This is a genomic window from Pseudovibrio sp. M1P-2-3 (genome assembly GCF_031501865.1).
Lineage (GTDB): Bacteria > Pseudomonadota > Alphaproteobacteria > Rhizobiales > Stappiaceae > Pseudovibrio > Pseudovibrio corallicola.
In genome coordinates, this window is record NZ_JARRCW010000001.1 from 1754990 (window position 1) to 1776195 (window position 21206).

The 21206-nt window shown below is 53.0% G+C and carries 14 protein-coding genes; 11 read left to right on the forward strand and 3 right to left on the reverse strand.

Annotated elements, in window-relative coordinates:
- Positions 1-64: 64 nt before the first annotated feature.
- The 3 genes from P6574_RS08025 (at position 65) to cydC (ending at position 5358) form a co-directional block, all read left to right on the forward strand.
- The gene (locus P6574_RS08025; RefSeq protein WP_310619828.1) at positions 65-1561 is read left to right on the forward strand and encodes a CoA-acylating methylmalonate-semialdehyde dehydrogenase; all 1497 of its coding nucleotides are present in this window, start codon (positions 65-67) and stop codon (positions 1559-1561) included.
- Positions 1562-1843: 282 nt separating this feature from the next.
- On the forward strand, positions 1844-3640 hold the full coding sequence (gene cydD, locus P6574_RS08030) for a thiol reductant ABC exporter subunit CydD (RefSeq protein WP_310619829.1): 1797 nt from the start codon (positions 1844-1846) through the stop codon (positions 3638-3640).
- Positions 3637-5358 carry a thiol reductant ABC exporter subunit CydC gene (gene cydC / locus P6574_RS08035; RefSeq protein WP_310619830.1) on the forward strand — a complete coding sequence of 574 codons (1722 nt, stop codon included), beginning with the start codon at positions 3637-3639 and terminating at the stop codon, positions 5356-5358. Before cydD ends, cydC begins: the two co-directional genes overlap by 4 nt.
- Before the next feature lie 103 nt (positions 5359-5461).
- Here cydC and P6574_RS08040 read toward each other — a convergent pair whose 3' ends face one another.
- Both P6574_RS08040 and P6574_RS08045 read right to left on the reverse strand, forming a co-directional pair.
- Positions 5462-6589, reverse strand: coding sequence for a saccharopine dehydrogenase family protein (locus P6574_RS08040; RefSeq protein WP_310619831.1), 1128 nt, complete (start codon positions 6587-6589; stop codon positions 5462-5464).
- Positions 6590-6743: 154 nt separating this feature from the next.
- On the reverse strand, positions 6744-7226 hold the full coding sequence (locus P6574_RS08045; protein ID WP_310619832.1) for an Lrp/AsnC family transcriptional regulator: 483 nt from the start codon (positions 7224-7226) through the stop codon (positions 6744-6746).
- Between the two features lie 297 nt (positions 7227-7523).
- Between P6574_RS08045 and P6574_RS08050 the strand changes: the two genes are divergently transcribed.
- From P6574_RS08050 to P6574_RS08085, 8 genes are all read left to right on the forward strand, one after another.
- The gene (locus P6574_RS08050; protein WP_310619833.1) at positions 7524-8132 is read left to right on the forward strand and encodes an ANTAR domain-containing response regulator; all 609 of its coding nucleotides are present in this window, start codon (positions 7524-7526) and stop codon (positions 8130-8132) included.
- A complete protein-coding gene (locus P6574_RS08055; RefSeq protein ID WP_310619834.1) occupies positions 8129-9361 on the forward strand; it encodes a CmpA/NrtA family ABC transporter substrate-binding protein in 1233 nt (410 codons plus the stop codon). The genes P6574_RS08050 and P6574_RS08055 overlap by 4 nt, the downstream gene beginning before the upstream one ends.
- Positions 9362-9711: 350 nt before the next feature.
- Entirely contained in the window at positions 9712-11070 is a 1359-nt protein-coding gene (locus P6574_RS08060; protein WP_405048133.1) for a CmpA/NrtA family ABC transporter substrate-binding protein, read from the forward strand.
- Positions 11071-11186: 116 nt separating this feature from the next.
- A complete protein-coding gene (locus tag P6574_RS08065; protein ID WP_405048134.1) occupies positions 11187-12224 on the forward strand; it encodes an ABC transporter permease in 1038 nt (345 codons plus the stop codon).
- Between the two features lie 9 nt (positions 12225-12233).
- On the forward strand, positions 12234-13991 hold the full coding sequence (locus P6574_RS08070) for an ABC transporter ATP-binding protein (RefSeq protein WP_310619836.1): 1758 nt from the start codon (positions 12234-12236) through the stop codon (positions 13989-13991).
- 48 nt (positions 13992-14039) lie between these two features.
- Positions 14040-16454: a nitrite reductase large subunit NirB gene (gene nirB / locus P6574_RS08075; RefSeq protein WP_310622124.1), complete on the forward strand. Its 2415-nt coding sequence runs from the start codon at positions 14040-14042 to the stop codon at positions 16452-16454.
- Positions 16451-16783 carry a nitrite reductase small subunit NirD gene (nirD, locus tag P6574_RS08080; RefSeq protein ID WP_310619837.1) on the forward strand — a complete coding sequence of 111 codons (333 nt, stop codon included), beginning with the start codon at positions 16451-16453 and terminating at the stop codon, positions 16781-16783. Before nirB ends, nirD begins: the two co-directional genes overlap by 4 nt.
- A 1-nt stretch (position 16784) precedes the next feature.
- Positions 16785-19475 (forward strand): nitrate reductase, encoded by a 2691-nt coding sequence (locus tag P6574_RS08085; protein ID WP_310619838.1) that lies wholly within the window; start codon positions 16785-16787, stop codon positions 19473-19475.
- 103 nt (positions 19476-19578) lie between these two features.
- On the opposite strand, the gene P6574_RS08090 is transcribed toward P6574_RS08085, so the two are convergent.
- Positions 19579-21039, reverse strand: a complete 1461-nt coding sequence (locus P6574_RS08090; RefSeq protein ID WP_310619839.1) for an NAD-dependent succinate-semialdehyde dehydrogenase — start codon at positions 21037-21039, stop codon at positions 19579-19581.
- Between the last annotated feature and the right edge of the window lie 167 nt (positions 21040-21206).

Below are 21206 nucleotides of genomic sequence, written 5' to 3' on the forward strand. Positions count from 1 at the left end.
GAGGTAAAATTACATATATCTAAGGACTAGGATACTTTAAACAACTGAACCGAGGAGAAGGACTATGGAAATTGGACACTTTATAAACGGCTCGCATGTTGCGGGAGGATCCGGCCGGTTTAGTGATGTTTATAACCCCGCTACAGGCGAAGTGCAGGCCAAGGTTGCACTGGCAACGCGGCAGGAAATGCGCGGCGCTGTTGAAGCTGCAGTTGAAGCGCAAAAGGGATGGGGGGCGACCAACCCGCAAAAGCGTGCCCGCGTCCTGATGAGATTCGTTGGTCTGCTGCACCGGGATATGGACAAGCTGGCCGAAACGCTTTCCCGCGAACATGGCAAGACGGTTCCCGATGCAAAGGGTGATGTCATCCGCGGGCTTGAGGTTGCTGAGTTTTGCATTGGCGCTCCCCACATGATGAAGGGTGAATATAGCGAAGGAGCGGGACCTGGCATTGACGTTTATTCCATTCGTCAGCCGCTGGGTGTTGTTGCCGGTATCACGCCCTTCAACTTTCCTGCCATGATTCCCATGTGGAAGTTCTGCACCGCGATTGCTGCCGGTAATGCGTTTATTCTTAAACCGTCCGAGCGCAACCCCTCTGTGCCGCTTATGCTGGCGGAATTGATGCAAGAAGCTGGCCTGCCCGACGGCATTTTGAATGTGGTCAATGGCGACAAGGAGAGCGTGGACGCGATCCTTGAGGATCCTGATATTCAAGCGGTCGGTTTTGTGGGCTCAACGGCAATTGCCGAGTATGTTTATACGAAAGGCTGTGCCCATGGTAAGCGGGTGCAGTGTTTTGGCGGTGCTAAGAACCACATGATCATAATGCCTGATGCAGATATGGAACAGGCGGCGGATGCCTTGATTGGTTCGGCCTATGGGGCCGCCGGAGAGCGCTGCATGGCAATTTCAGTGGCGGTGCCTGTGGGAGAGGAAACTGCTGACCGACTGGTTGAAAAGCTGACTCCGCGTATTGAGGCCTTGAAAGTTGCTCCCTATACCGCAGGAGACGATGTGGACTTTGGCCCGCTTGTGACCGGTGAAGCGCTGGAACGTGTGCGCGGCTTTGTAGACAAAGGCGTGGCGGAAGGAGCCAAACTGGTGGTGGATGGCCGCGGCTTTAAGATGCAAGGCTATGAAAATGGCTTCTTTTTAGGCGGGTGTTTGTTTGACCATGTGACAAAAGACATGGATATTTACAAGCAAGAGATCTTTGGGCCTGTTCTTTCAGTTATTCGCGCTGCCAACTATGAAGAAGCGCTGGACCTGCCCATGAGCCATGAATATGGCAACGGAACAGCCATTTTCACCCGTGACGGGGATACCGCCCGTGACTTTGCCTCGAAAATCAACATTGGAATGGTGGGTATTAACGTGCCAATTCCGGTGCCGATTGCCTATCATACGTTTGGCGGTTGGAAGCGTTCGGCCTTTGGTGATTTGAACCAGCACGGAGCGGACGGGTTCAAGTTCTACACCCGCACAAAAACCGTGACGGCCCGTTGGCCCTCCGGTGTGAAAGAGGGCGCGGAGTTCAGCATTCCGACAATGGATTAAAAATTTAACATTTCCCGATATTCTGAAAAGGCGCGAGCACCATTGCCCGCGCCTTTTTTCATTTTAAAGCAGAAAGCACGCCTGTTTGCTGGCAATGGGAAATAAATGGGGATACTAAGGCTCTGGGAGATCTGCGTGCGCCGTTTTGTCTCAGGGGTTTCCCTAGGGGGTGCACTCTAATTGAAGTAGATAACCAACAAAAATCAAGTGCAGTGACCTGAATATATGGCAGGTTGCAACGAGAAATTGGGATAGTGGGAAAGATTTCCCAGCTGAGGGAATATGACGGAAAGCGTTGATACTGCAGAGGTGTCCAAAGGCGACCAGAAAAAAGCCAAGAAGCGCCGCAGACAGAAAACTGCAGGGCAAATCTGGCTGGAGACGACAATCAAGCCTTATATGGGGCAGGTTAAACGCGGAGCTTATTTACTGGGGGCAAGTGAGCTCTTGTGGATTCCTCAAGCTGCTTTGATCGCCATGGCTGTTGGCGCATTGGTAAGCGTGAAAACCGGCAGTACTTTGCCTCTTCCGGTTTCCCCGCTCACCGCAACTGCGGGTGTGCTGGCTATTGCGGTGTTGCGTTTCTTTTTGCGCAAAACGGGTAATGCCACAACGCGCAAAGCTGCCAACGCCGCCGAACGTCACCTGCAAGAAAGTATAGTGAGCGGCCTTGCCTCCGTTTCCCCGTCTCACCCGCTGCCAGCAAGTGGCAAGATTTCCAGCATCCTTGTGGATCATGTGCACGCGTTGGGGCCGTATCTGGGGCGCTATTTGCCCATTCAGGCCCGCCTCGGGCTGGTTCCTCTCGTCATTTTAATTGCTGTTGCCTGTGTCAGCTGGGTGGCAGCCCTTGGCCTGCTCATCCTCGGACCGCTGGTTCCTGTTTTCATGGCCGTTGTTGGTATCAGCGCCAAACGGGCCAGTGACAGGCAACTGACAATCCTGTCTGATATGAGTGCGGTGCTGCTGGATAGGTTGAAGAACCTTGAAACACTACGGATTTTCGGGGCTTTGGAGCAGACGGAAGAGCAATTGGGCACAATTGGCCAAACATTCCGCCGCTCCACTATGAAAGTGCTGCGTATAGCGTTTCTCTCCAGCACCGCTTTGGAGCTGTTTGCGGCGCTTGGCATTGCGTTAACCGCCATTTATGTGGGCTTTTCGCTCTTGGGCTATTGGAACTTCGGGGCCTATGGTCAACACCTGACCATTGTTGGTGGTCTTTTTATTCTCATGCTGGTTCCTGAATACTTTGCGCCTTTGCGCTTGTTTGCGCAGGCCTATCACGACAGGGCCGCAGCACTTGCAGCCGCCGACCAGATTGCAGCGCTGGACGACGTGCTTAAAGATAATGCCAAAAAGGCAGGTGTACAGGATGAGCAGCAAATCCAGTCGTTCATTCCTGTGCCTGCCAGCGGCCAATTTGAAATCTCCGGCCTTGGGTTCACCCGTAACGGGCAGGTACTGCTTCGGGATATTGATCTTGAGTTTACCAAACCGCAGCTGGTTGCTGTACACGGGGCAAGCGGGGCAGGAAAATCCACCCTTCTGGATATCTTGACCGGCTTTTTGCGCGAGACCTCCGGCTGTGTGCGGTATGGAGGATATCCGGTTACGAGCTTTGAAAAGCATATCTGGCAAAAGAGTTTAGCGGTGATTTCCCAAAGCCCGCAGCTGTTTCATGGAACCTTGCGAGAGAACTTGTTGCGTGCAAAATCCAATGCCAGTGAGGAAGCTATTGTGGAGGCGCTGCATCAGGCCGATGCACACCGGATAATCGAAAAAGTTCCGGCAGGACTTGAAGCAATTGTGGGTGAGGACGGGCTGGGACTGTCGCTGGGCGAACGCCGCCGCATTGCGCTTGCCAGAGCGTTCCTGCGCTCTGATGCGCGCCTTGTTCTGGCAGATGAGCCTACCGCAGATCTGGACGGGGCCACTGCGCTCAGCGTTATTAAAGGCTTGAAGCACATGGCCAAAACCAAACCGGTTCTTGTGGTGACACACGATCCGCGCGTATTAGCGGCAAGTGACAGGTGTTTTGTTCTGTTAGAAGGAACATTGCAGGAGGGCGGCCAATGAGCGACGCTTTGAAACTCGTTTGGCGTTTGCAAAAGCAAATGCCGCTCTCATTCTGGCTGGGTTTGTTTTTTGCCTTTATTCCCGCTGCCGCTGGCATTGCCCTGTTGGCAATTTCCGGGTGGTTTTTGACCTCGGCCGCTCTTGCGGGCCTTACGGGGCTGGGGCTTGCCTTCAACTATACAATCGCCACCGCAAACATTCGTCTTTATGCCAGTTTGCGTATTGGCGGGCGCTATGTAGAGCGCCTGTTTACCCATGACACCACGTTCCGCTTCCTTGAACGCCTGCGTCTTGATGTGTTTCGCGGTTTTGTACGTGATGCCATCTCCGGCAAAATTACCCATCAAGCCACCGCCCTTACACGGGTGGTTGGGGATGTGGACCAGCTGGACGGGCTTTTTCTGCGCCTTGTTGTGCCGCTGTTTACCTGTGTTACCGTTAGTATTGTCACCCTTGCAACGCTCTGGAGCAACGCGCCTCTTGCGGCCCTGACAATCGGTGCATTACAGGCCGCTGGCCTTATTTTGCTGGCACGCTCCAATAATTCCAGTGTTCGCGAGCGCACGCATGCCATGGCGCAGGCCCATGATGCCCTGCGGGTGAGTGTGGTGGATCTGGTGCGTGGGCGGCGGGATCTGGCAATTTATGGCGGGTTGAAAGACCAGCAACGTGTGGTGAGCACAGTTGCGGAAGAGCTGCACAGCCACCACCAGTTCCAGCAGGAGCTGGATCAGCGGGCGTCAACCATTGTCAGCTTGATGGGGCAGGCCATGGTGGGCTTGACCTTGCTGTTTGCTGCCATGTCCTATGAGCAAGGCAACATGGAGCTGAAATATATCGCCCTGTTTGTGTTTGTCGCTATGGCCATGCCCGAGCTTTTGCAAGGGGTGGCCAACGGTGTTGCCAACTGGAGCAAGATGAGCGTTGCCGCAAAACGGGTGAACGTCCTGCTAGACAACGATGAGTATGCGGATCTTGAATTTACTAGGGTCTCACAGCCCCATAGTAGTTTGAGTGCTCTTCGTCTAACTCAAGTAAGTTTTTCCTTTGATGAAGCGCGCCGCTCAGTGCTGAACAATGTGAGCCTTGAGCTGCTCTCAGGGAGTAAAACAGCAATTATAGGGGTGAGCGGTGCAGGTAAATCCACCCTTGCAAGCCTGTGTGCCCGTTTGAATGAACCTGAAAGTGGTGTGGTGGAGCTGTTTGGCTGTCCATTAGCGCAATGGAGTGAAGCAGCGCTGCGCCAGCACATGGTGATGGTGGGCCAGCGTACCCAGATTCTTCATGACACGATTGGCGCGAACCTGCGTATTGCCAACCCGCAGGCTAGTGATGAACAGCTGTGGGAGGCCTTGGAAAAGGCTGGTTTGAAAGCCGTTGTTTTATCGCGTGATAACGGCCTCGATACCCTTTTGGGTGAAGGGGGCTTGGGCCTTTCGGGTGGTGAGGGGCGCAGGCTTTCTCTTGCACGGGCCTACCTTAAAAGTCCGAAGGTATGGATTGCAGACGAGCTGACAGAGGGGCTGGATTCAGCCACCGCAGCGCAAGTGCTTCAGGCTTTTGAGGAAATGACCCGCGATGCTACGGTTTTGATGATTTCGCACCGCTCTATGGAGCTGAAAATGGTGGAACAGGTGTTTGAACTGGAACGGGGCCAGCTGAGCTCCGTTGAAATGCCGCTTGGAGCAAAAGCGCTGGCTCGTTTGAGAGAAGATTAGAGTACGTTCCACACTAGATGTAGAACGGTAGGACTTTTCTGAAAACAAAGAAAAAGCCGAGGGACGCTTCAACAAAGCCCCCTCGGCTTTTCAGTCTTGAGTTCTATTCCGCTGCAAGTGAGGGTGTTGCAGGGGTAGACACCAGACTTTTGGCACCGCTGTAGAATGCGCCGAAGCGGTTTGACAGGAACAGATCCAGCGGAATGTCTTCTTGTCGGACAAAGCCTTTGGACGGGACCTTGCCTTCGCGCATCAGATCCAGTGTGGCGCAAATGCCTGCTGCTGTTGTGATCTGGATTGCGCTCCACATTCTGCCAAACAGCTCCAAAGACTCCGTTTTATTCAGGTAAGAGGCTTCTTCCAATCGCCCGTTCACATAACCGCTGGCGGTGATGAACACGAGGACGATATCCTGCTTGGTTGAGGGAACGGAGGCTTCCATGACTTCTTTAAGAAGATCACGGCGTTTGTGAAGGCCAAGGTCCTTCAAAAGAAGGCCCATGATTTCTTTGTGGCCGGGGTAGCGAATGCTCAAATAGCGCAGCTCGTCCACTTTGCCGTCAAGGGATTGGGTGAGGGAGCCAAGGCCACCGGAGGTGTTGAAGGCTTCATACTCCACGCCCTCAAGGGAGAAGACTTCCAAGCCTTCCAGCGGGGCAACCTTGGTCAGCTTCCCATCTTCAATGGCAAGGCAGGGGTTACAATATTCGTTGATCAAGCCGTCAGTGGACCATGTGAGGTTATATTTCAGGCGATTTGTCGGGAACCGTGGCAGGGCACCAACGCGCAGTGTCAGCTTTTCCAGCTTGTCAAAGCGTTTTGCCAGATCGTGACCGGCAATTGACACGAAACCGGGCGCCAATCCACATTGCGGTGCAAATGCTGTGGCACTTTCTTGTGCCAATGCTTCCACTTGCTCGGTGCAGGCAACATCCTCGGTGAGGTCAAAATAGTGGGTGCCGGAGTTCTTGGCGGCCCTTGCAATAACCGGTGTCAGGAAAAAGGGAGCGGCGGACAGGACCGCATCATAGTCACCAAGTGCTTTGGTGAGCAGCTCCTCATCTGCCACATCCAGTTGCTTGGTGGTGAGCCCTTCCACATTCAGTGCATCCAGCGCTTTCTGGCTCTGGTCGAACACGGTGACGCGATAATCTCCACTTTCTATTAGAAGTGTCGAGATCATGCGGCCGATTTTTCCTGCGCCCACAAGTGCAACTGTCCATTCTTTCATCGTTTCCTCCCCAAAAGTGAACATGGGAAAAGTCTACGGGTTAATACGAACGGAACCTAGCATACAAAATGACAATATATCGGAAATGATCGCTAAAATAACGGCAATATCGTTAATGTGACTACCTTATCGTCAAAATTGCGATTGCTATTAATCAAAGGGATAGGTTTTCACCCGAATCGCCTGGAAAGGCTGGACGAGGGCGATGGAACTTCTGCGACAGTACAATGGAGGAGCGGGAGCGAACCACGCCGGGAACGGCTGTGATGCTGTCCAGTAAATCGTCCAGTTCTTCCAAGCGGCCCGGCTCGATCACAAGAAACATGTCGAACTCACCAGAGATAGTCATGCAAGTTTTGATCTCAGGATAAGATTCCATCTGCTTTACCAGCTCTTTGGACTGTTGCTGATCTACGGAAAGCAGAACGATTGCCTGAACGGGTTGGCGGTTGAGATCTTCCCCTAAAATGGCGGTATAGCCTGAAATGACCCCGGAACGCTCTAGGCGGGTGATGCGTTCTTGAATTGTGGAGCGCGGCACGTTGAGCTTGCGGGAGATTGAGGAAATAGGTTCGCGAGCATTGGCCTGAAGTACAGAAATAAGCTTTCGGTCCAGCTCGTCTTTAATTCTGGGCATATTCTTTTCCTTTTTCCGGCGATATACCAGAGTTGCCGTTATATTGTCAGGTTTCCTTTTGCGTCATCAACAGTAAACTGCTGGAAGCCTTTGCGTTTTCGCTTTTAATTTGTGCAACTTTATCAGTTCTCACTCAGGTTTATGGGGTGTGGCACACTACTTTGGTTGTAAAAACAACAGTCAATGAAACCTCAAAGGGTTATGTTGCCTTTTGAATATGCAATTTGACCGGTGCTCGCCTAAAAACTCAGCGGGCACTGAGTTGCTTCGCTGGCCTGCGGTTGGCATCTTTTGTCCATGGCGATAACGGCACTTTCCATATTGGTTATTGATGAAAATCAGGCCCGTGGCTCGATTATTGAGAGTGGCTTGCGCAGTGCTGGCCAAAGTCAAGTGACCACGGTGAGTGAGTTGCAGGGGATTGCTCGCGTTATCCAGCGTGAGGATCCGGATGTGATCTTGATGGATCTGGGCAGCCCGAACCGAGATATGCTGGAAAGTGTGTTCCAGCTCACCCGTTCTTTAAAACGCCCCATTGCCCTGTTTGTGGACCAGTCCGATCAAGCCTCCATGGAGGCTGCCATCGATGCGGGCGTTTCGGCCTATGTGGTGGACGGCCTGACGAAAGAGCGGGTGCAATCGGTGATGGATCTGGCTATCAGCCGGTTTAATGCCTTTGCCAAGTTGGAGCGGGAGCTGGAGGTGGCACGCTATCAGCTTGAAGAGCGTAAGCTGATTGATCGGGCCAAAGGGATCTTGATGAAAACCAAGGGGATTGATGAGCCACAAGCCTACGCGCTTCTCAGGCGCTCGGCCATGAACCAGAACCGGAAAATTGCCGAAATTGCCCAAAGCCTCATAACCGCCTCCAGCCTTTTGGACATTAGGGAGCCTGAACTTCGATGAAACATCTACAAAGTGTCCATGCAGGTTTCCTTCCCCTGATTGATGCCAGTGTGTTGATTGTGGCCAGCGAGTTGGGGTTTGACCGGCAAGAAGGGGTGCAGTTTGTCCTGCATAAAGAAAGTTCTTGGGCGAATATTCGCGATCGTTTGTCGGTGGGGCATTTTCAAGTGGCCCATTGCCTTGCAGCACTTCCCATTGCGGCGGCTCTTGGCGCCGCACCTTTAAAGCTTGAATTGATTGTGCCCATGTCTTTAGGATTCGGGGGAAATGCAGTTACGTTTTCCAATGATCTGGCGGCGAGTTTACACGCGCAAATGAGCTTTAAGAATGAAGGCTCACTGGAGGCCAGAGGCGTTGGGGAGGCGTTTGCCAGAATTATAAGGCAGCGCAGGGCGCAAGGTCAGCGAAAGCTGGTTCTAGGTGTGGTTCATCCGCATTCAGGGCATAACTACGATTTGCGTTACTGGCTCGCGGCTTTGGGTGTCAATCCCGATGAGGATCTGTCCATTGTTGTAGTGCCTCCACCCTTAATGCCCGATGCGCTGGAGAGTGGACGGGTGGATGGGTTCTGCGTAGGTGAGCCGTGGAACTCGGTTGCTATGGCCAAAGGGCAGGGTGAGATTGTAACCAGTAAGAGTGCGATCTGGAAAACCGGACCTGAAAAAGTTCTGGCTGTTGCCAAAAGTTTGAATGAGGCCGAGCCGGAAACTGTGCGAGCGCTTGTAAGAGCTCTTTTTGTTGCTGCCAGTTGGTGCGCAGACAAAAGGAATACGGAGAAGCTTTCTCATCTTTTGGCAAAAAAACGATATCTGGGGTGGCCTGCTGCGCTTATTAGGAAGGGGTTGGAGGGAAAGTTCCAGACCCCATCTGGCCGAAATATCTCTCAACCAGACTTCTTTGTGCCGTTTGCAGGCGCGGCAACGCAGCCTCGCGCAGCCCATGCATTATGGCTTTATAGTCAGATGGTGCGCTGGGGACAGGCGTCATGGGACAAGGATCGCATGGATACGGTGACGCATGTCTATCGTCCGGATATTTATCAAGACGCCATTTCTAGCATGCAGCATCCTTCTGAGATGGAGGGTGGACAAAATGATGCCATTCTCTCTGGTTTTTTTGATGGTGCCTTCTTTGATCCAGCACGTGTGGAGGATTACCTGCGCGGGCAAATGGCTGGGCGTGTATGGGATGTCGGCGAAGATATCCGCTCTATTTATAGGCATGGTTAAAATTTGTGCACTTTTGACGTGCAGTATGTGCTTCTTTTCAGCAATCCTAATATTCAAGAATTTGCAAGTTCCGGTTAATAGCCTTGAAAAATAAAGGAAAAATCTAAATTTTTGAAAGTGGCACGCTTCGTGCTTTAAGAATAGCAAGGCCATGAGGCCATAAAATTATCGCCCAACGGAGGGCGAAAAGGCAAAGCCGCCAAATCGTGACGCACTACCTGGTTCCGCCGGGCAGAGACGTCCCGTTTTGGCGGCTTTTTTCGTTTTGGCGCCCCCTCCCATGCGCCGCAAAATGCAGGAGAGTGTTTATGAAGTCTGTTTTGACAGCAAATAAGAGATCCAAGTTTTTTATGGCAGCCATGCTTGCCACATCTGCACTGCTTACACCGGCATCGGCGGAAATGCTGGATGTGGAGAAGGACGAGCTGAAGTTCGGGTTTATCAAGCTGACCGATATGGCACCTTTGGCTATTGCCTATGAGAAGGGATACTTTGAGGACGAGGGGTTGTTTGTCACCCTTGAGCCGCAAGCTAACTGGAAGGTGCTTCTGGACCGTGTAATCACGGGTGAGTTGGACGGCGCGCATATGCTGGCGGGGCAACCACTGGCGGCAACCATCGGGTTTGGAACCAAAGCGCACATCGTGACGCCGTTTTCCATGGATTTGAACGGCAACGGTATCACCGTTTCCAACGAAATCTGGGAGATGATGAAGCCCAATATTCCTAAAGGGGAAGATGGTAAGCCGGTTCACCCGATCAAAGCTGATGCCTTGAAGCCGGTGGTGGAGAAATTCAAGGCCGAGGGCAAGCCGTTTAACATGGGAATGGTGTTCCCCGTTTCCACCCATAACTATGAGCTGCGCTACTGGCTGGCCTCCGGCGGTATTCACCCCGGTTATTATTCCAAAACTGATGTCTCTGGCCAATTGCAGGCGGACGCGCTGCTTTCTGTGACGCCGCCGCCGCAAATGCCGTCCACCTTGGAAGCTGGAACCATCTACGGATATTGTGTGGGTGAGCCGTGGAACCAGCAGGCGGTGTTCAAGGGCATCGGCGTGCCGGTTGTGACCGACTATGAGATCTGGAAGAACAACCCTGAAAAGGTCTTTGGTCTGACCAAGGAATTTACTGAGGCCAACCCGAACACAACTCTGGCCCTGATCAAAGCCATGATCCGTGCGGCCAAGTGGCTGGACGAGAACGACAATGCCAATCGTCCCGAGGCCGTGGAAATCCTGTCTCGCTCGGAATACGTGGGCGCGGATTATGAAGTGATCGCCAACTCCATGACAGGCACCTTCGAGTATGAAAAAGGTGACAAGCGCGAAGTTCCCGACTTTAACGTGTTCTACCGCTACTATGCCACCTATCCCTATTACTCTGATGCTGTGTGGTACCTCTCCCAAATGCGTCGCTGGGGGCAGATTAGCGAGCACAAGCCTGACAGCTGGTATGATCAGGTGGCAAAATCTGTTTACCGCCCAGACATTTACCTGAAAGCTGCAAAACTCTTGGTGGACGAGGGGTATGTGGCAGAGACGGACTTCCCATGGGATACGGACGGTTACCGCGAGCCAACGCCAAAGAGCGATATCATCGATGGTGTCGCCTATGACGGTCGCACTCCCAACGCCTACATCGACAGCCTAACGATTGGCCTTAAGAGCGGTCAGGTAGTCGATGGGGATGAGGTGGCGACCCACTAACCTGTCTCAAACACTGGTGAGAGCCACATAGGCTCTCACTTCTCCGCAGATTCATTAATTTACTAGGGGTGGTTCTGGTGACGAACCTTTCACAAACAGAACAGACGAAAACCGCTTTGGGTAAAGAGCGTTTTTCAGCTGCAATCCGTAAGGCCAGTGGTTGGCTGGATATGCTGGCGCTTGGGTGGCTGGTGCCAATTCTCAAATTACTTGCAGGGGAAGAGCCAAAAGAACAACTGGCTGAGTTGAAACGTGTTTTGATAATTCCCCTGCTGGGCATTCTTGTGTTTCTCGTGATTTGGGGGGTAGCTGCCCCGAAAATCCAGACATCCTTGGGGGCTATTCCCGGCCCGGTACAGGTGTGGGAACAGGTGGTCAATCTTTATGATGACCATAAACGCGAGCGGGCCAAGGCTGATGCCTTTTATGAGCGTCAGGACGTGAGGAATGCCAAGCTGACTGCGGCTGGAAAAACGGACAAGGTCAAACACCGCAGCTATACGGGCAAGCCCACGTATTTGGACCAGATTTTGACCTCGCTTGTCACAGTTGGTCTGGGCTTTGTGATTGCGACTGCAATCGCCGTTCCGCTGGGCATTGCCTCGGGGCTTTCAAGAACGGTGAACGGGGCAATCAATCCCTTGATCCAGATTTTTAAACCCGTTTCGCCGCTTGCATGGCTGCCGATCGTTACCATGATTGTCTCGGCCACCTATGCCAACCCTTGGGAGTTTATGCCCAAATCCCTGCTGGTGTCTGCGGTGACAGTGACCCTTTGCTCCTTATGGCCAACGCTTATCAATACGGCCTTAGGGGTGGCGTCCGTTGACAAGGACTTGATGAATGTGGGCCGTGTTCTCAAACTGCCAACACACAAGACAATTACCAAGCTTGTATTGCCATCGTCACTGCCTTTGATTTTCACCGGACTTCGCCTGTCTTTGGGTGTGGGCTGGATGGTGCTGATTGCCGCGGAAATGCTGGCGCAAAACCCCGGCCTTGGAAAATTTGTCTGGGACGAATTCCAGAACGGATCTTCCCAGTCCTTGGCAAAAATCATCGTGGCAGTGCTCACCATCGGTCTCATTGGCTTCATGCTGGACCGTGTGATGTATGCCCTGCAAAGCCTCTTCAGCTTTTCGGCGAACAGGTAAGGGGGTCCCATGAGTATTCTTGAAATCTCAGGTCTTTCCAAAGCGTTTGGTGAAGGTGCACAGCGACGGGAAATATTGTCCAACGTGAACCTGAAAGTGGAGGAGGGCGAGTTTGTCGCTATCCTCGGGTTTTCCGGTTCGGGCAAAACCACCCTGATTTCCGCCATGGCGGGCCTGCTGGATGCAGACGAAGGCGGCGTGATCTTTAAGGGAAAGCAAGTCACTGGGCCAGACCCTGAGCGGGGCGTGGTGTTCCAGTCCTATTCGTTAATGCCGTGGCTCACTGTCTGGCAAAATGTGGCCCTTGCCGTGGACAGTGTTTTTAAAGCCTGCGGGAGAGCAGAGCGCAAGCAAATCATTGCCCGCTACATAGCCATGGTAGGGCTCTCCCATGCGTGTGAACGTAGACCGGAAGAGCTTTCTGGTGGTATGCGCCAGCGCGTGGCGGTGGCACGGGCGCTGGCCATGCAGCCGCAGGTGCTGCTTATGGATGAGCCGCTTTCTGCCCTTGATGCGTTAACCCGCGCCAAGCTTCAGGATGAATTTGCTGAAATTTCGCAGAAAGAGAAAAAGACCATCATTCTCGTGACTAATGACGTGGACGAGGCCATTTTGTTGGCTGACAGAATTATTCCTTTAAAACCGGGTCCCAATGCGTCTTTCGGGCCGGAGTTTAAGGTAGATATTCCCCGCCCGCGTGAGCGCTCTGCCATGAACTCCAGTGATGCGTTTATCCAGTTGCGAGCGTCGATCACTCAATATCTGATGGAGGTGGGCGCGCAGAACGGGGAAGGCTCCACACAGGAGTACAACCTGCCAAATATAATTCCCTTTGCCCAAAAGCAGGCGGAGAAAAAACTTTCAGATGCCATCGAAAGAGCAGCAGGTGACAGCACCAGCGGGAAATATCTGGAATTCAGCCAGCTGAAGAAGGTCTACCCCACTCCCAAAGGGCCTCTCACAGTGGTGGACGGGTTTGATTTGAAAGTAAAGAAAGGGGAATTCCTTTCGCTTATCGGCCATTCGGGCTGTGGCAAGTCCACTGTTTTGTCCATGGTTGCGGGCCTCAACGAGATTACAGAGGGCACCATTATTCTGGATGGGGAGCACATTACCCAAGCAGGGCCGGACAAGGCAGTGGTGTTTCAAGCCCCTTCGCTTCTTCCGTGGCTGACAGCCTATGAGAATGTGGCGCTGGGTGTTGACCGGGTCTACCCCGATGCCAGCAAGGAGGAGCGCAATGATGTCATTGAGTATTACCTATCAAAGGTGGGTCTTGAAGATGCGATGCACACGCTTGCAAGTGATCTTTCCAATGGAATGAAGCAGCGGGTGGGTATTGCCCGTGCCTTTGCTCTCTCTCCCAAAGTGCTGCTTCTGGATGAACCTTTTGGGATGCTGGATTCACTGACCCGTTGGGAACTTCAAGATGTCTTGATGGACGTTTGGAAGAAGACCAAGGTGACCGCGATTTGTGTGACCCATGATGTGGATGAGGCGATCTTACTTGCTGATCGTGTGGTGATGATGTCCAACGGCCCCAATGCCAAAATTGGTAATGTCATGGAGGTGGACCTTGCAAGACCGCGTTCACGCAAGGAGCTTCTGGCTCACCCTGATTACTACGCTTACCGTGAAGAACTTCTTGATTTCCTAGAGGCTTATGAAGGGGGCGCCAACCCGACCCCTGAGCAGCTCCAGTCTATCCAGCAAAAACGTGCAACCCGCCTCCTTCGTCAGAAGGGTGCAGTGGATGCAGCAGAGTAAAGGGGCGTTAAGGTGACCAAACAAAGACTTGTAATTATTGGAAATGGCATGGCTCCGGGCCGTATGCTGGAATACCTGTTTGAGGCAGGGCCAGATGCCTATGATGTGACCATATTCAACGCTGAACCCCGGGTGAATTATAATCGCCTGATGCTTTCTCCGGTCCTGTCCGGCGAGAAGTCCTATGAAGATATCATTACCCATGATGATGAGTGGTATGAAACCCATGGTGTGACCTTGCACAAGGGTGCCAAGGTGACGGATATCGACCGGAAGGCGAAGACTGTTTCTTCCTTGAATGGCATCACGGTCTCCTATGACAAGCTGGTGATCGCTACCGGTTCCAGCCCGTTTATTGTTCCTCTTCCCGGTCATACCCTTGAGGGTGTTCTGGTTTACAGGGACCTTGATGATGTGGAAACGATGCTTGGTGCTGCAAACGGCGGTGGGCGCGCTGTTGTTATCGGCGGCGGCTTGCTTGGGCTGGAAGCGGCTGCGGGCTTGAAGGAGCAGGGTATGGATGTAACGGTTCTGCATCTCATGCCAACGCTTATGGAGCGCCAGCTGGACCCGACTGCAGGATTTTTGTTGGAGAGGGCATTTGAAGAGCGCGGCATTTGCGTCAACACACAGGCCAATACCAAGGAAATCATCGGGACGGATGGGCGTGTCTCCTCTGTTGTGCTGGAAGATGGAACCACCATTGACGCCAGTATTGTAGTGATGGCAGTTGGCATTCGCCCCAGCACCCAGCTTGCCAAGATGGCGGGGCTGCACACGGGACGCGGCATTCTGGTGGGCGATGATATGCGCACATCTGATCCGGATATCTTCTCCCTTGGGGAGTGTGTGGAGCACAGAGGCGAGTGCTACGGCCTTGTGGCACCGCTCTATGAAATGGCAAGGGTTCTTGCCGACAACCTTCTGGGTGGTACCTCTGAATATAATGGCTCTGTGACAGCAACCAAGCTGAAGGTAACGGGCATTGACCTTTATTCGGCTGGTGATTTTGAAGAGGGGGAAGGCAGAGAAGAGATTGTTCTTCGAGATGCTGCTGCCGGTGTCTACAAGCGCCTTGTCTTGCAGGACAACAAGGTCATTGGCGCTGTGCTTTATGGCGAGACGAGTGATGGCCCCTGGTTCTTTGATCTTTTAAAGAAAGGGCAGGATGTTGAGGAGATGCGTGAAACGCTCATCTTCGGGCAGGCCTATCAAGGAGGGTCCCCCCTGGACCCTACGGAGGCCGTTGCAGCCTTACCAGATGATGCAGAAATCTGTGGTTGTAACGGCATTTCCAAAGGCACAATTGTAGAAGCTATCAAAACCAAAGGCCTGACCAGCCTTGACGAGGTACGGGCGCATACCAAAGCCTCCGCCTCGTGCGGCACGTGTACGGGGCTGGTTGAGCAGCTCATGCATGTGGCGCTGGGCGACAGCTATAACCCGCAGGCGGTACAGCCCATGTGCCCGTGCACAGACCTTGGCCATGATGATGTACGCCGCCTGATCGTTGCCAAGGAGCTGAAAAGCATTCCGGAAGTGATGCAGGAGCTGGAATGGAAAACCTCGTGCGGCTGCGTCAAATGCCGTCCTGCGCTCAATTACTATCTGGTGTGTGACTGGCCGGAAGAATATGCCGACGATTATCAATCTCGTTATATCAATGAGCGCGTGCACGCCAATATTCAAAAAGACGGTACATTTTCCGTTGTTCCGCGCATGTGGGGCGGCATGACGACCTCTAGTGAGCTGCGGGCCATTGCCGATGTGGTGGACAAGTTCGATATCCCTTCCGTCAAATGCACCGGTGGGCAACGCATCGACATGCTGGGGGTGAAAAAGGAAGATCTGCCAGCAGTTTGGGATGATCTTGGTAAAGCCGGGTTTGTTTCCGGCCACGCCTATGCCAAGGGGCTGCGCACTGTGAAAACCTGCGTTGGAACGGACTGGTGCCGTTTTGGAACGCAAGATTCAACGGGCCTTGGCATTCGCCTTGAAAAGTTCATGTGGGGTTCCTGGACACCGGCAAAGCTGAAACTGGCTGTTTCGGGATGTCCGCGCAATTGCTCGGAATCTACCTGTAAGGATATCGGCATTATCTGCGTGGACTCGGGCTATGAACTCCACTTTGGCGGCGCTGCCGGGCTGGAGATTCAAGGCACTGAGATCCTTTGCAACGTCTCCACGGAAGAAGAGGTGCTGGAATACGTTTGTGCGCTCACGCAGATGTACCGCGAACAAGCGCGGTATCTGGAACGCATTTATAAATGGGCAGCCCGCATTGGCCATGACGAGGTGCGGGCGCAAATTGCCGAAAACCCCGAGAAACGGAAGTACTACTTCGACCGGTTTGTGGCCTCGCAGAAGGTTGCGCAGGTGGACCCTTGGTCCGAAAGGGTCAGCGGCAAGGACAAGCATGAGTTTAACCCGATACACATACAGGCAGCGGAGGCAGCAGAATGAACGCACAAAGCACACACTGGATTGAGGTGGGCGTGAGAGATGATATTCCGCTCCGTGGGTCCCGCGTTGTTTATCTCAATGGCGAGAAAATTGCCCTTTTCAAAACCATGGAGGGCAACATCTATGCTCTGGAAGATTCCTGCCCCCACAAGGGCGGCCCTTTGAGCGAGGGGATGGTGCATGACGGCTGTGTCACCTGCCCACTGCATAACTGGGTGATCTCGCTGGAAAATGGAGAAGCGCAGGGCGCTGATGAAGGGACTGTGAAGCGCTATCCTGTCCGGTTGGAGGGGGATATTCTGTTTCTGGGGTTGAATGGGAGAGGGTGAGATGAGCGCGGGAAGCTGCACTGAGACAACCCGAAGCACCTGCCCCTATTGCGGGGTAGGATGCGGTGTTCTCGTGAACAAACAGCAGGACGGGTCGGTCGAGGTGAAAGGGGACCCTGACCATCCCGCCAACTTTGGCAGGCTCTGTTCCAAGGGAATGGCCCTTGGGGAAACCCTTGATATGGAAGGGCGGCTGCTGTTTCCAAAAGTGCACGGGCAGCGCAAGAGCTGGGACGAGGCGCTGGATCTTGTTGCCAATACCTTCGCGCGGACCATTGCGGAGCACGGGCCGGATTCTGTTGCCTTTTACGGCTCCGGCCAGATGCTGACCGAAGACTATTATGTGGCCAATAAACTCATGAAAGGGTTCATGGGTACCGCCAATATTGATAGTAACTCCCGCCTGTGTATGGCCTCATCCGTTGCGGGGCACAAGATTGCGTTTGGGTCGGACACGGTTCCTGGAACCTATGAGGATCTGGAGCAAGCGGACCTAGTGGTTCTGGTGGGATCCAATGCTGCATGGTGTCATCCTGTCCTTTTTCAAAGAATTCTGGCTGCAAAAGCAAGTCGCCCCTCGTTGAAGCTGGTGGTTATTGATCCCAGACAAAGCGCAAGTACTCAGCATGCGGATATGCACCTGCAAGTACGGCCAGATGGGGACAGTGCTCTGTTTGCCGGTTTGCTGGATTACCTATCCAAAAATAATTTTCTGGATCAAGGCTACATCAGCGCCCATACGCAAGATTTTGGTTTGGCACTGACCGCCGCAAAAAGTTGGGGGGCGGAGGCTATCGAAGCCGTCTGCGGTCTGGAAACTGAGGAACTGGAGGGCTTTTACAAACTCTTTGCCCGTACAGAGAAAGTTGTCACGCTTTATTCGCAGGGGGTGAACCAGTCCTCAAGCGGCACTGCTAAAGTGGGCGCGATTTTAAATTGCCATCTTGCCACCGGGCGCATTGGCCGCGTTGGAATGGGGCCGTTTTCACTCACTGGACAACCCAATGCCATGGGCGGACGGGAGGTGGGGGCACTGGCCAATATGCTTGCAGCGCACATGTCTATTGAGGACGAGAGCCACCGACAAACGGTCAGTGATTTTTGGGAAACCGACCGGCTGGCCTTCGAAACCGGCCTGAAAGCGGTAGAGATGTTTGATGCGGTTGCCTCTGGTGAAATCAAGGCAATCTGGATCATGGCCACCAGCCCCGTGGACAGTATGCCCAATGGGGATCTGGTTGAGACTGCTTTGAAAAACTGCGAGTTTGTCGTGACCTCTGATATTCTGGGGGATACTGACACGCTCCGCCATGCCCATGTGGCACTGCCCTCACTGGGGTGGGGAGAAAAAAGCGGGACGGTCACCAATTCGGAGCGGAGAATATCCCGCCAACGTGCATTTCTCAGCGAGCCAGAAGAGGCAAGGGCAGATTGGTGGCAACTGGCCCAAGTTGGACAGCGCATGGGGTTTGAAGATGCATTTTCCTTTGATAATCCAGTCCAGATTTTCCGCGAACATGCTGCGCTTTCCGGCTACCAGAATAATGGTGAACGGGATTTTGATATCAGCGCCTACGACGATGTGAGTGAGGGTGCCTATGAGGCATTGACGCCATTTCAGTGGCCCCGCACGCGCGAGCCTGCGAGAAATAAAGAGCGTTTTTTTTCTGATGGCGGATTTTTCCATAAAAACGGCAGGGCACGTTTTGTTCAAATTGAGCCACAGACTCTAGGGGAGGCAACTCATAATTATGCATTCACGTTAAATACGGGGCGTATCCGCGATCAGTGGCATACCATGACACGTACCGGAAAATCGGCCCGACTGTCCGCCCATCTTGGGGAGCCTTTCGCAGAAATTCATCCTGAAGATGCACTGGCTCTCGGGATACGGCATGCAAACCTTGTGGAAGTGAGTAACGGGCTGGGAAAAATTCTTGTGCGTGCGCTTATCACCTCTCGTCAGAGCAAGGGAGAAGTTTTTGTTCCCATGCATTGGAGTGATCAGTTTGCGTCCAATGCGCGTGTGGACCGTTTGGTGCCGCCTAAAACGGATGGAACCTCCGGCCAGCCTGCATTTAAAAACGTGGGAGTGAAGCTCAGACCTTATGTGGGTGCGCTCTATGGTTTTGTGGTGAGCAGAAAGAAACCAGAGCTAATTGATCTGGATTACTGGGTGGTTTCCAGATGTGAAGGCGGGTGGAGTGCCGAGTTTGCCCATACGCATCGGCCAGCCAATATCACTGAGCGCCTTCAAGACCTGTTTAAAGACAGCGCCCCAAATCAAAGCGGGGCGAGGCCCGAGCTGGTGTCGATGGTCAATGACGGATCTGGCCTTGCAACGCATGCAGGATTTCAGGAAGAAACCCTGTTAGGTGCCGCATTTATGGCGGACCGTCCTGTCGGGGTTTCGCGCGGTTGGGCGAGGGGGCTTCTTGGCTTTCGTTTCCACAACTCAATGTCCCGCCACGGAGTTTTGGCGGGGTTGCCTTCAAATGGAAGTGTGGAGCCCGGTGCGTTGATTTGTTCTTGCATGAATGTTGGAGTGAACCAGATAGCTCTGGCAATTGAACAAGGAGCCTCCAGCTTGGACCAAGTTGCAGCCGCTACAAATGCAGGAACTGGCTGTGGGTCTTGCCGCGGAGATATTCTGCGGATTATCGAGGATTTACAAGTGGTTGCAGCTCAATGATGCCTGTAATAGCTACCAGTGTTTTAACACCCCCAACTTGAAAGGGGCTTATCAGCCCCTTTACTTTTTTCAAAGAACGGGTTCCCTCATCAGGAAGTGCACTCTAGAGCCCGCCCATGCAAACGTACTTCAATTCCTGAAAATCCTCTAAGCCAAACGATGAGCCTTCGCGGCCAAGACCGGATTGCTTGACACCGCCAAAAGGAGCTTCAGCCGCCGAAATTATACCGGTATTGACGCCGACGATGCCGTACTCAAGTGCCTCTGAAACACGCCACACACGGGCAAGATCTCGGGAATAGAAGTAGGAAGCCAGACCGAACTCGGTGTCGTTGGATTGCTCAACCACATCCTCCTCGTCTTCGAACTTGAAGAGCGGGGCAATTGGACCAAAGGTTTCTTCACGAGCGACCTTCATGGACTTTGTAACGCCGGTCAAAATGGTTGGTTCGAAATAGGTGCCACCGAGTGCGTGGCGATTTCCACCCATTGTAACTTCTGCGCCCTTGGACAGTGCATCTGCGATATGCTCTTCCACTTTACCCACGGCAGCATCATCAATCAACGGACCAAAGGTTACCCCCTCTTCAAAGCCACCACCGGTTTTCAGGAGTTTTAATTTTTCGGAGAGCATGCTGGCAAACTGTTCGTAAACGCCGCTTTGCACATAAATCCGGTTTGCGCAGACACATGTCTGCCCATTATTGCGGTATTTGGCAATTAAAGCCCCTTCTACTGCTGCTTCCAGATCCGCATCATCAAACACGATAAAGGGGGCATTTCCTCCAAGCTCTAGTCCCAGTTTCTTGATGGTTGGCGCACACTGACCATAAAGAAGAGCTCCGATTTGAGTTGAGCCTGTGAAGGTAAGCTTGCGCACAATTGAGCTTGATGTCATCACGCCGCCGATTTGGCTGGCTGAACCGGTGACAATGGAAAACAGTCCCTTTGGAATTCCGGCCTCTTCTGCAAGCACTGCTAGAGCGATGGCGGAGAAGGGGGTTTGTGCGGCAGGTTTTAAAACAATGGCACAGCCAGCTGCCAGCGCAGGGGCCACCTTGCGGGTGATCATCGCATTTGGAAAGTTCCAGGGGGTTATGGCGGCAACAACCCCTATGGGCTGCTTGAGAATAACAATGCGCTGACTGGTGTTGTGGGTTGGAACAATCGCTCCATCCGATCTGCGGCACTCCTCGGCAAACCAGCGGATGAACGAGGCTCCATAGGCGATTTCCCCACGGGATTCAGCCAGCGGCTTACCTTGCTCACTGGTGAGGATGATTGCCAGATCCTCTTGATTTTCCATAATAAGATCGTGCCAGCGCATTAAAATATCCGCGCGCTCGCGTGCCAGTTTCGCAGCCCATGGTTTTTGGGCTTCTTGTGCGGCTTCCAAAGCCCCTTGAGTTTGTTCCGCAGTAATTTTGGGAACAAGACCGATTTGCTTTTGTGAGGCAGGGTCGGTGACTTTAATGGCGTTTTCCGGATCAACATCGATCCACTGGCCCGCGACATAGGCCGATTGGCGAAACAAACTGTTGTTTGCGAGTGTTTTTTCTAGCAACTTCTGCTCCTGTCATCCATAGGCCTAACAGCTCAGGGTGAGTGATCGCGGCCAATGCAAATCACTGTTAGTTTTCTTGGTATTTCTTCAGGTATCAAGAGGTTAGTTTGAACTTGCGGCGGTAAACAACCTCTCCTTGTTCAGCAGAATACTGGAAACTGCCATTT

What these genes read in the sequence shown, in the direction of transcription:
- P6574_RS08025 (WP_310619828.1), top strand. Translation starts at nt 65, where the DNA reads ATGGAAATTGGACACTTTATAAACGGCTCGCATGTTGCGGGAGGATCC.
- cydD (WP_310619829.1), top strand. Translation starts at nt 1,844, where the DNA reads ATGACGGAAAGCGTTGATACTGCAGAGGTGTCCAAAGGCGACCAGAAA.
- cydC (WP_310619830.1), top strand. Translation starts at nt 3,637, where the DNA reads ATGAGCGACGCTTTGAAACTCGTTTGGCGTTTGCAAAAGCAAATGCCG.
- P6574_RS08040 (WP_310619831.1), bottom strand. Translation starts at nt 6,589, where the DNA reads ATGAAAGAATGGACAGTTGCACTTGTGGGCGCAGGAAAAATCGGCCGC.
- P6574_RS08045 (WP_310619832.1), bottom strand. Translation starts at nt 7,226, where the DNA reads ATGCCCAGAATTAAAGACGAGCTGGACCGAAAGCTTATTTCTGTACTT.
- P6574_RS08050 (WP_310619833.1), top strand. Translation starts at nt 7,524, where the DNA reads ATGGCGATAACGGCACTTTCCATATTGGTTATTGATGAAAATCAGGCC.
- P6574_RS08055 (WP_310619834.1), top strand. Translation starts at nt 8,129, where the DNA reads ATGAAACATCTACAAAGTGTCCATGCAGGTTTCCTTCCCCTGATTGAT.
- P6574_RS08060 (WP_405048133.1), top strand. Translation starts at nt 9,712, where the DNA reads ATGGCAGCCATGCTTGCCACATCTGCACTGCTTACACCGGCATCGGCG.
- P6574_RS08070 (WP_310619836.1), top strand. Translation starts at nt 12,234, where the DNA reads ATGAGTATTCTTGAAATCTCAGGTCTTTCCAAAGCGTTTGGTGAAGGT.
- nirB (WP_310622124.1), top strand. Translation starts at nt 14,040, where the DNA reads ATGGCTCCGGGCCGTATGCTGGAATACCTGTTTGAGGCAGGGCCAGAT.
- nirD (WP_310619837.1), top strand. Translation starts at nt 16,451, where the DNA reads ATGAACGCACAAAGCACACACTGGATTGAGGTGGGCGTGAGAGATGAT.
- P6574_RS08085 (WP_310619838.1), top strand. Translation starts at nt 16,785, where the DNA reads ATGAGCGCGGGAAGCTGCACTGAGACAACCCGAAGCACCTGCCCCTAT.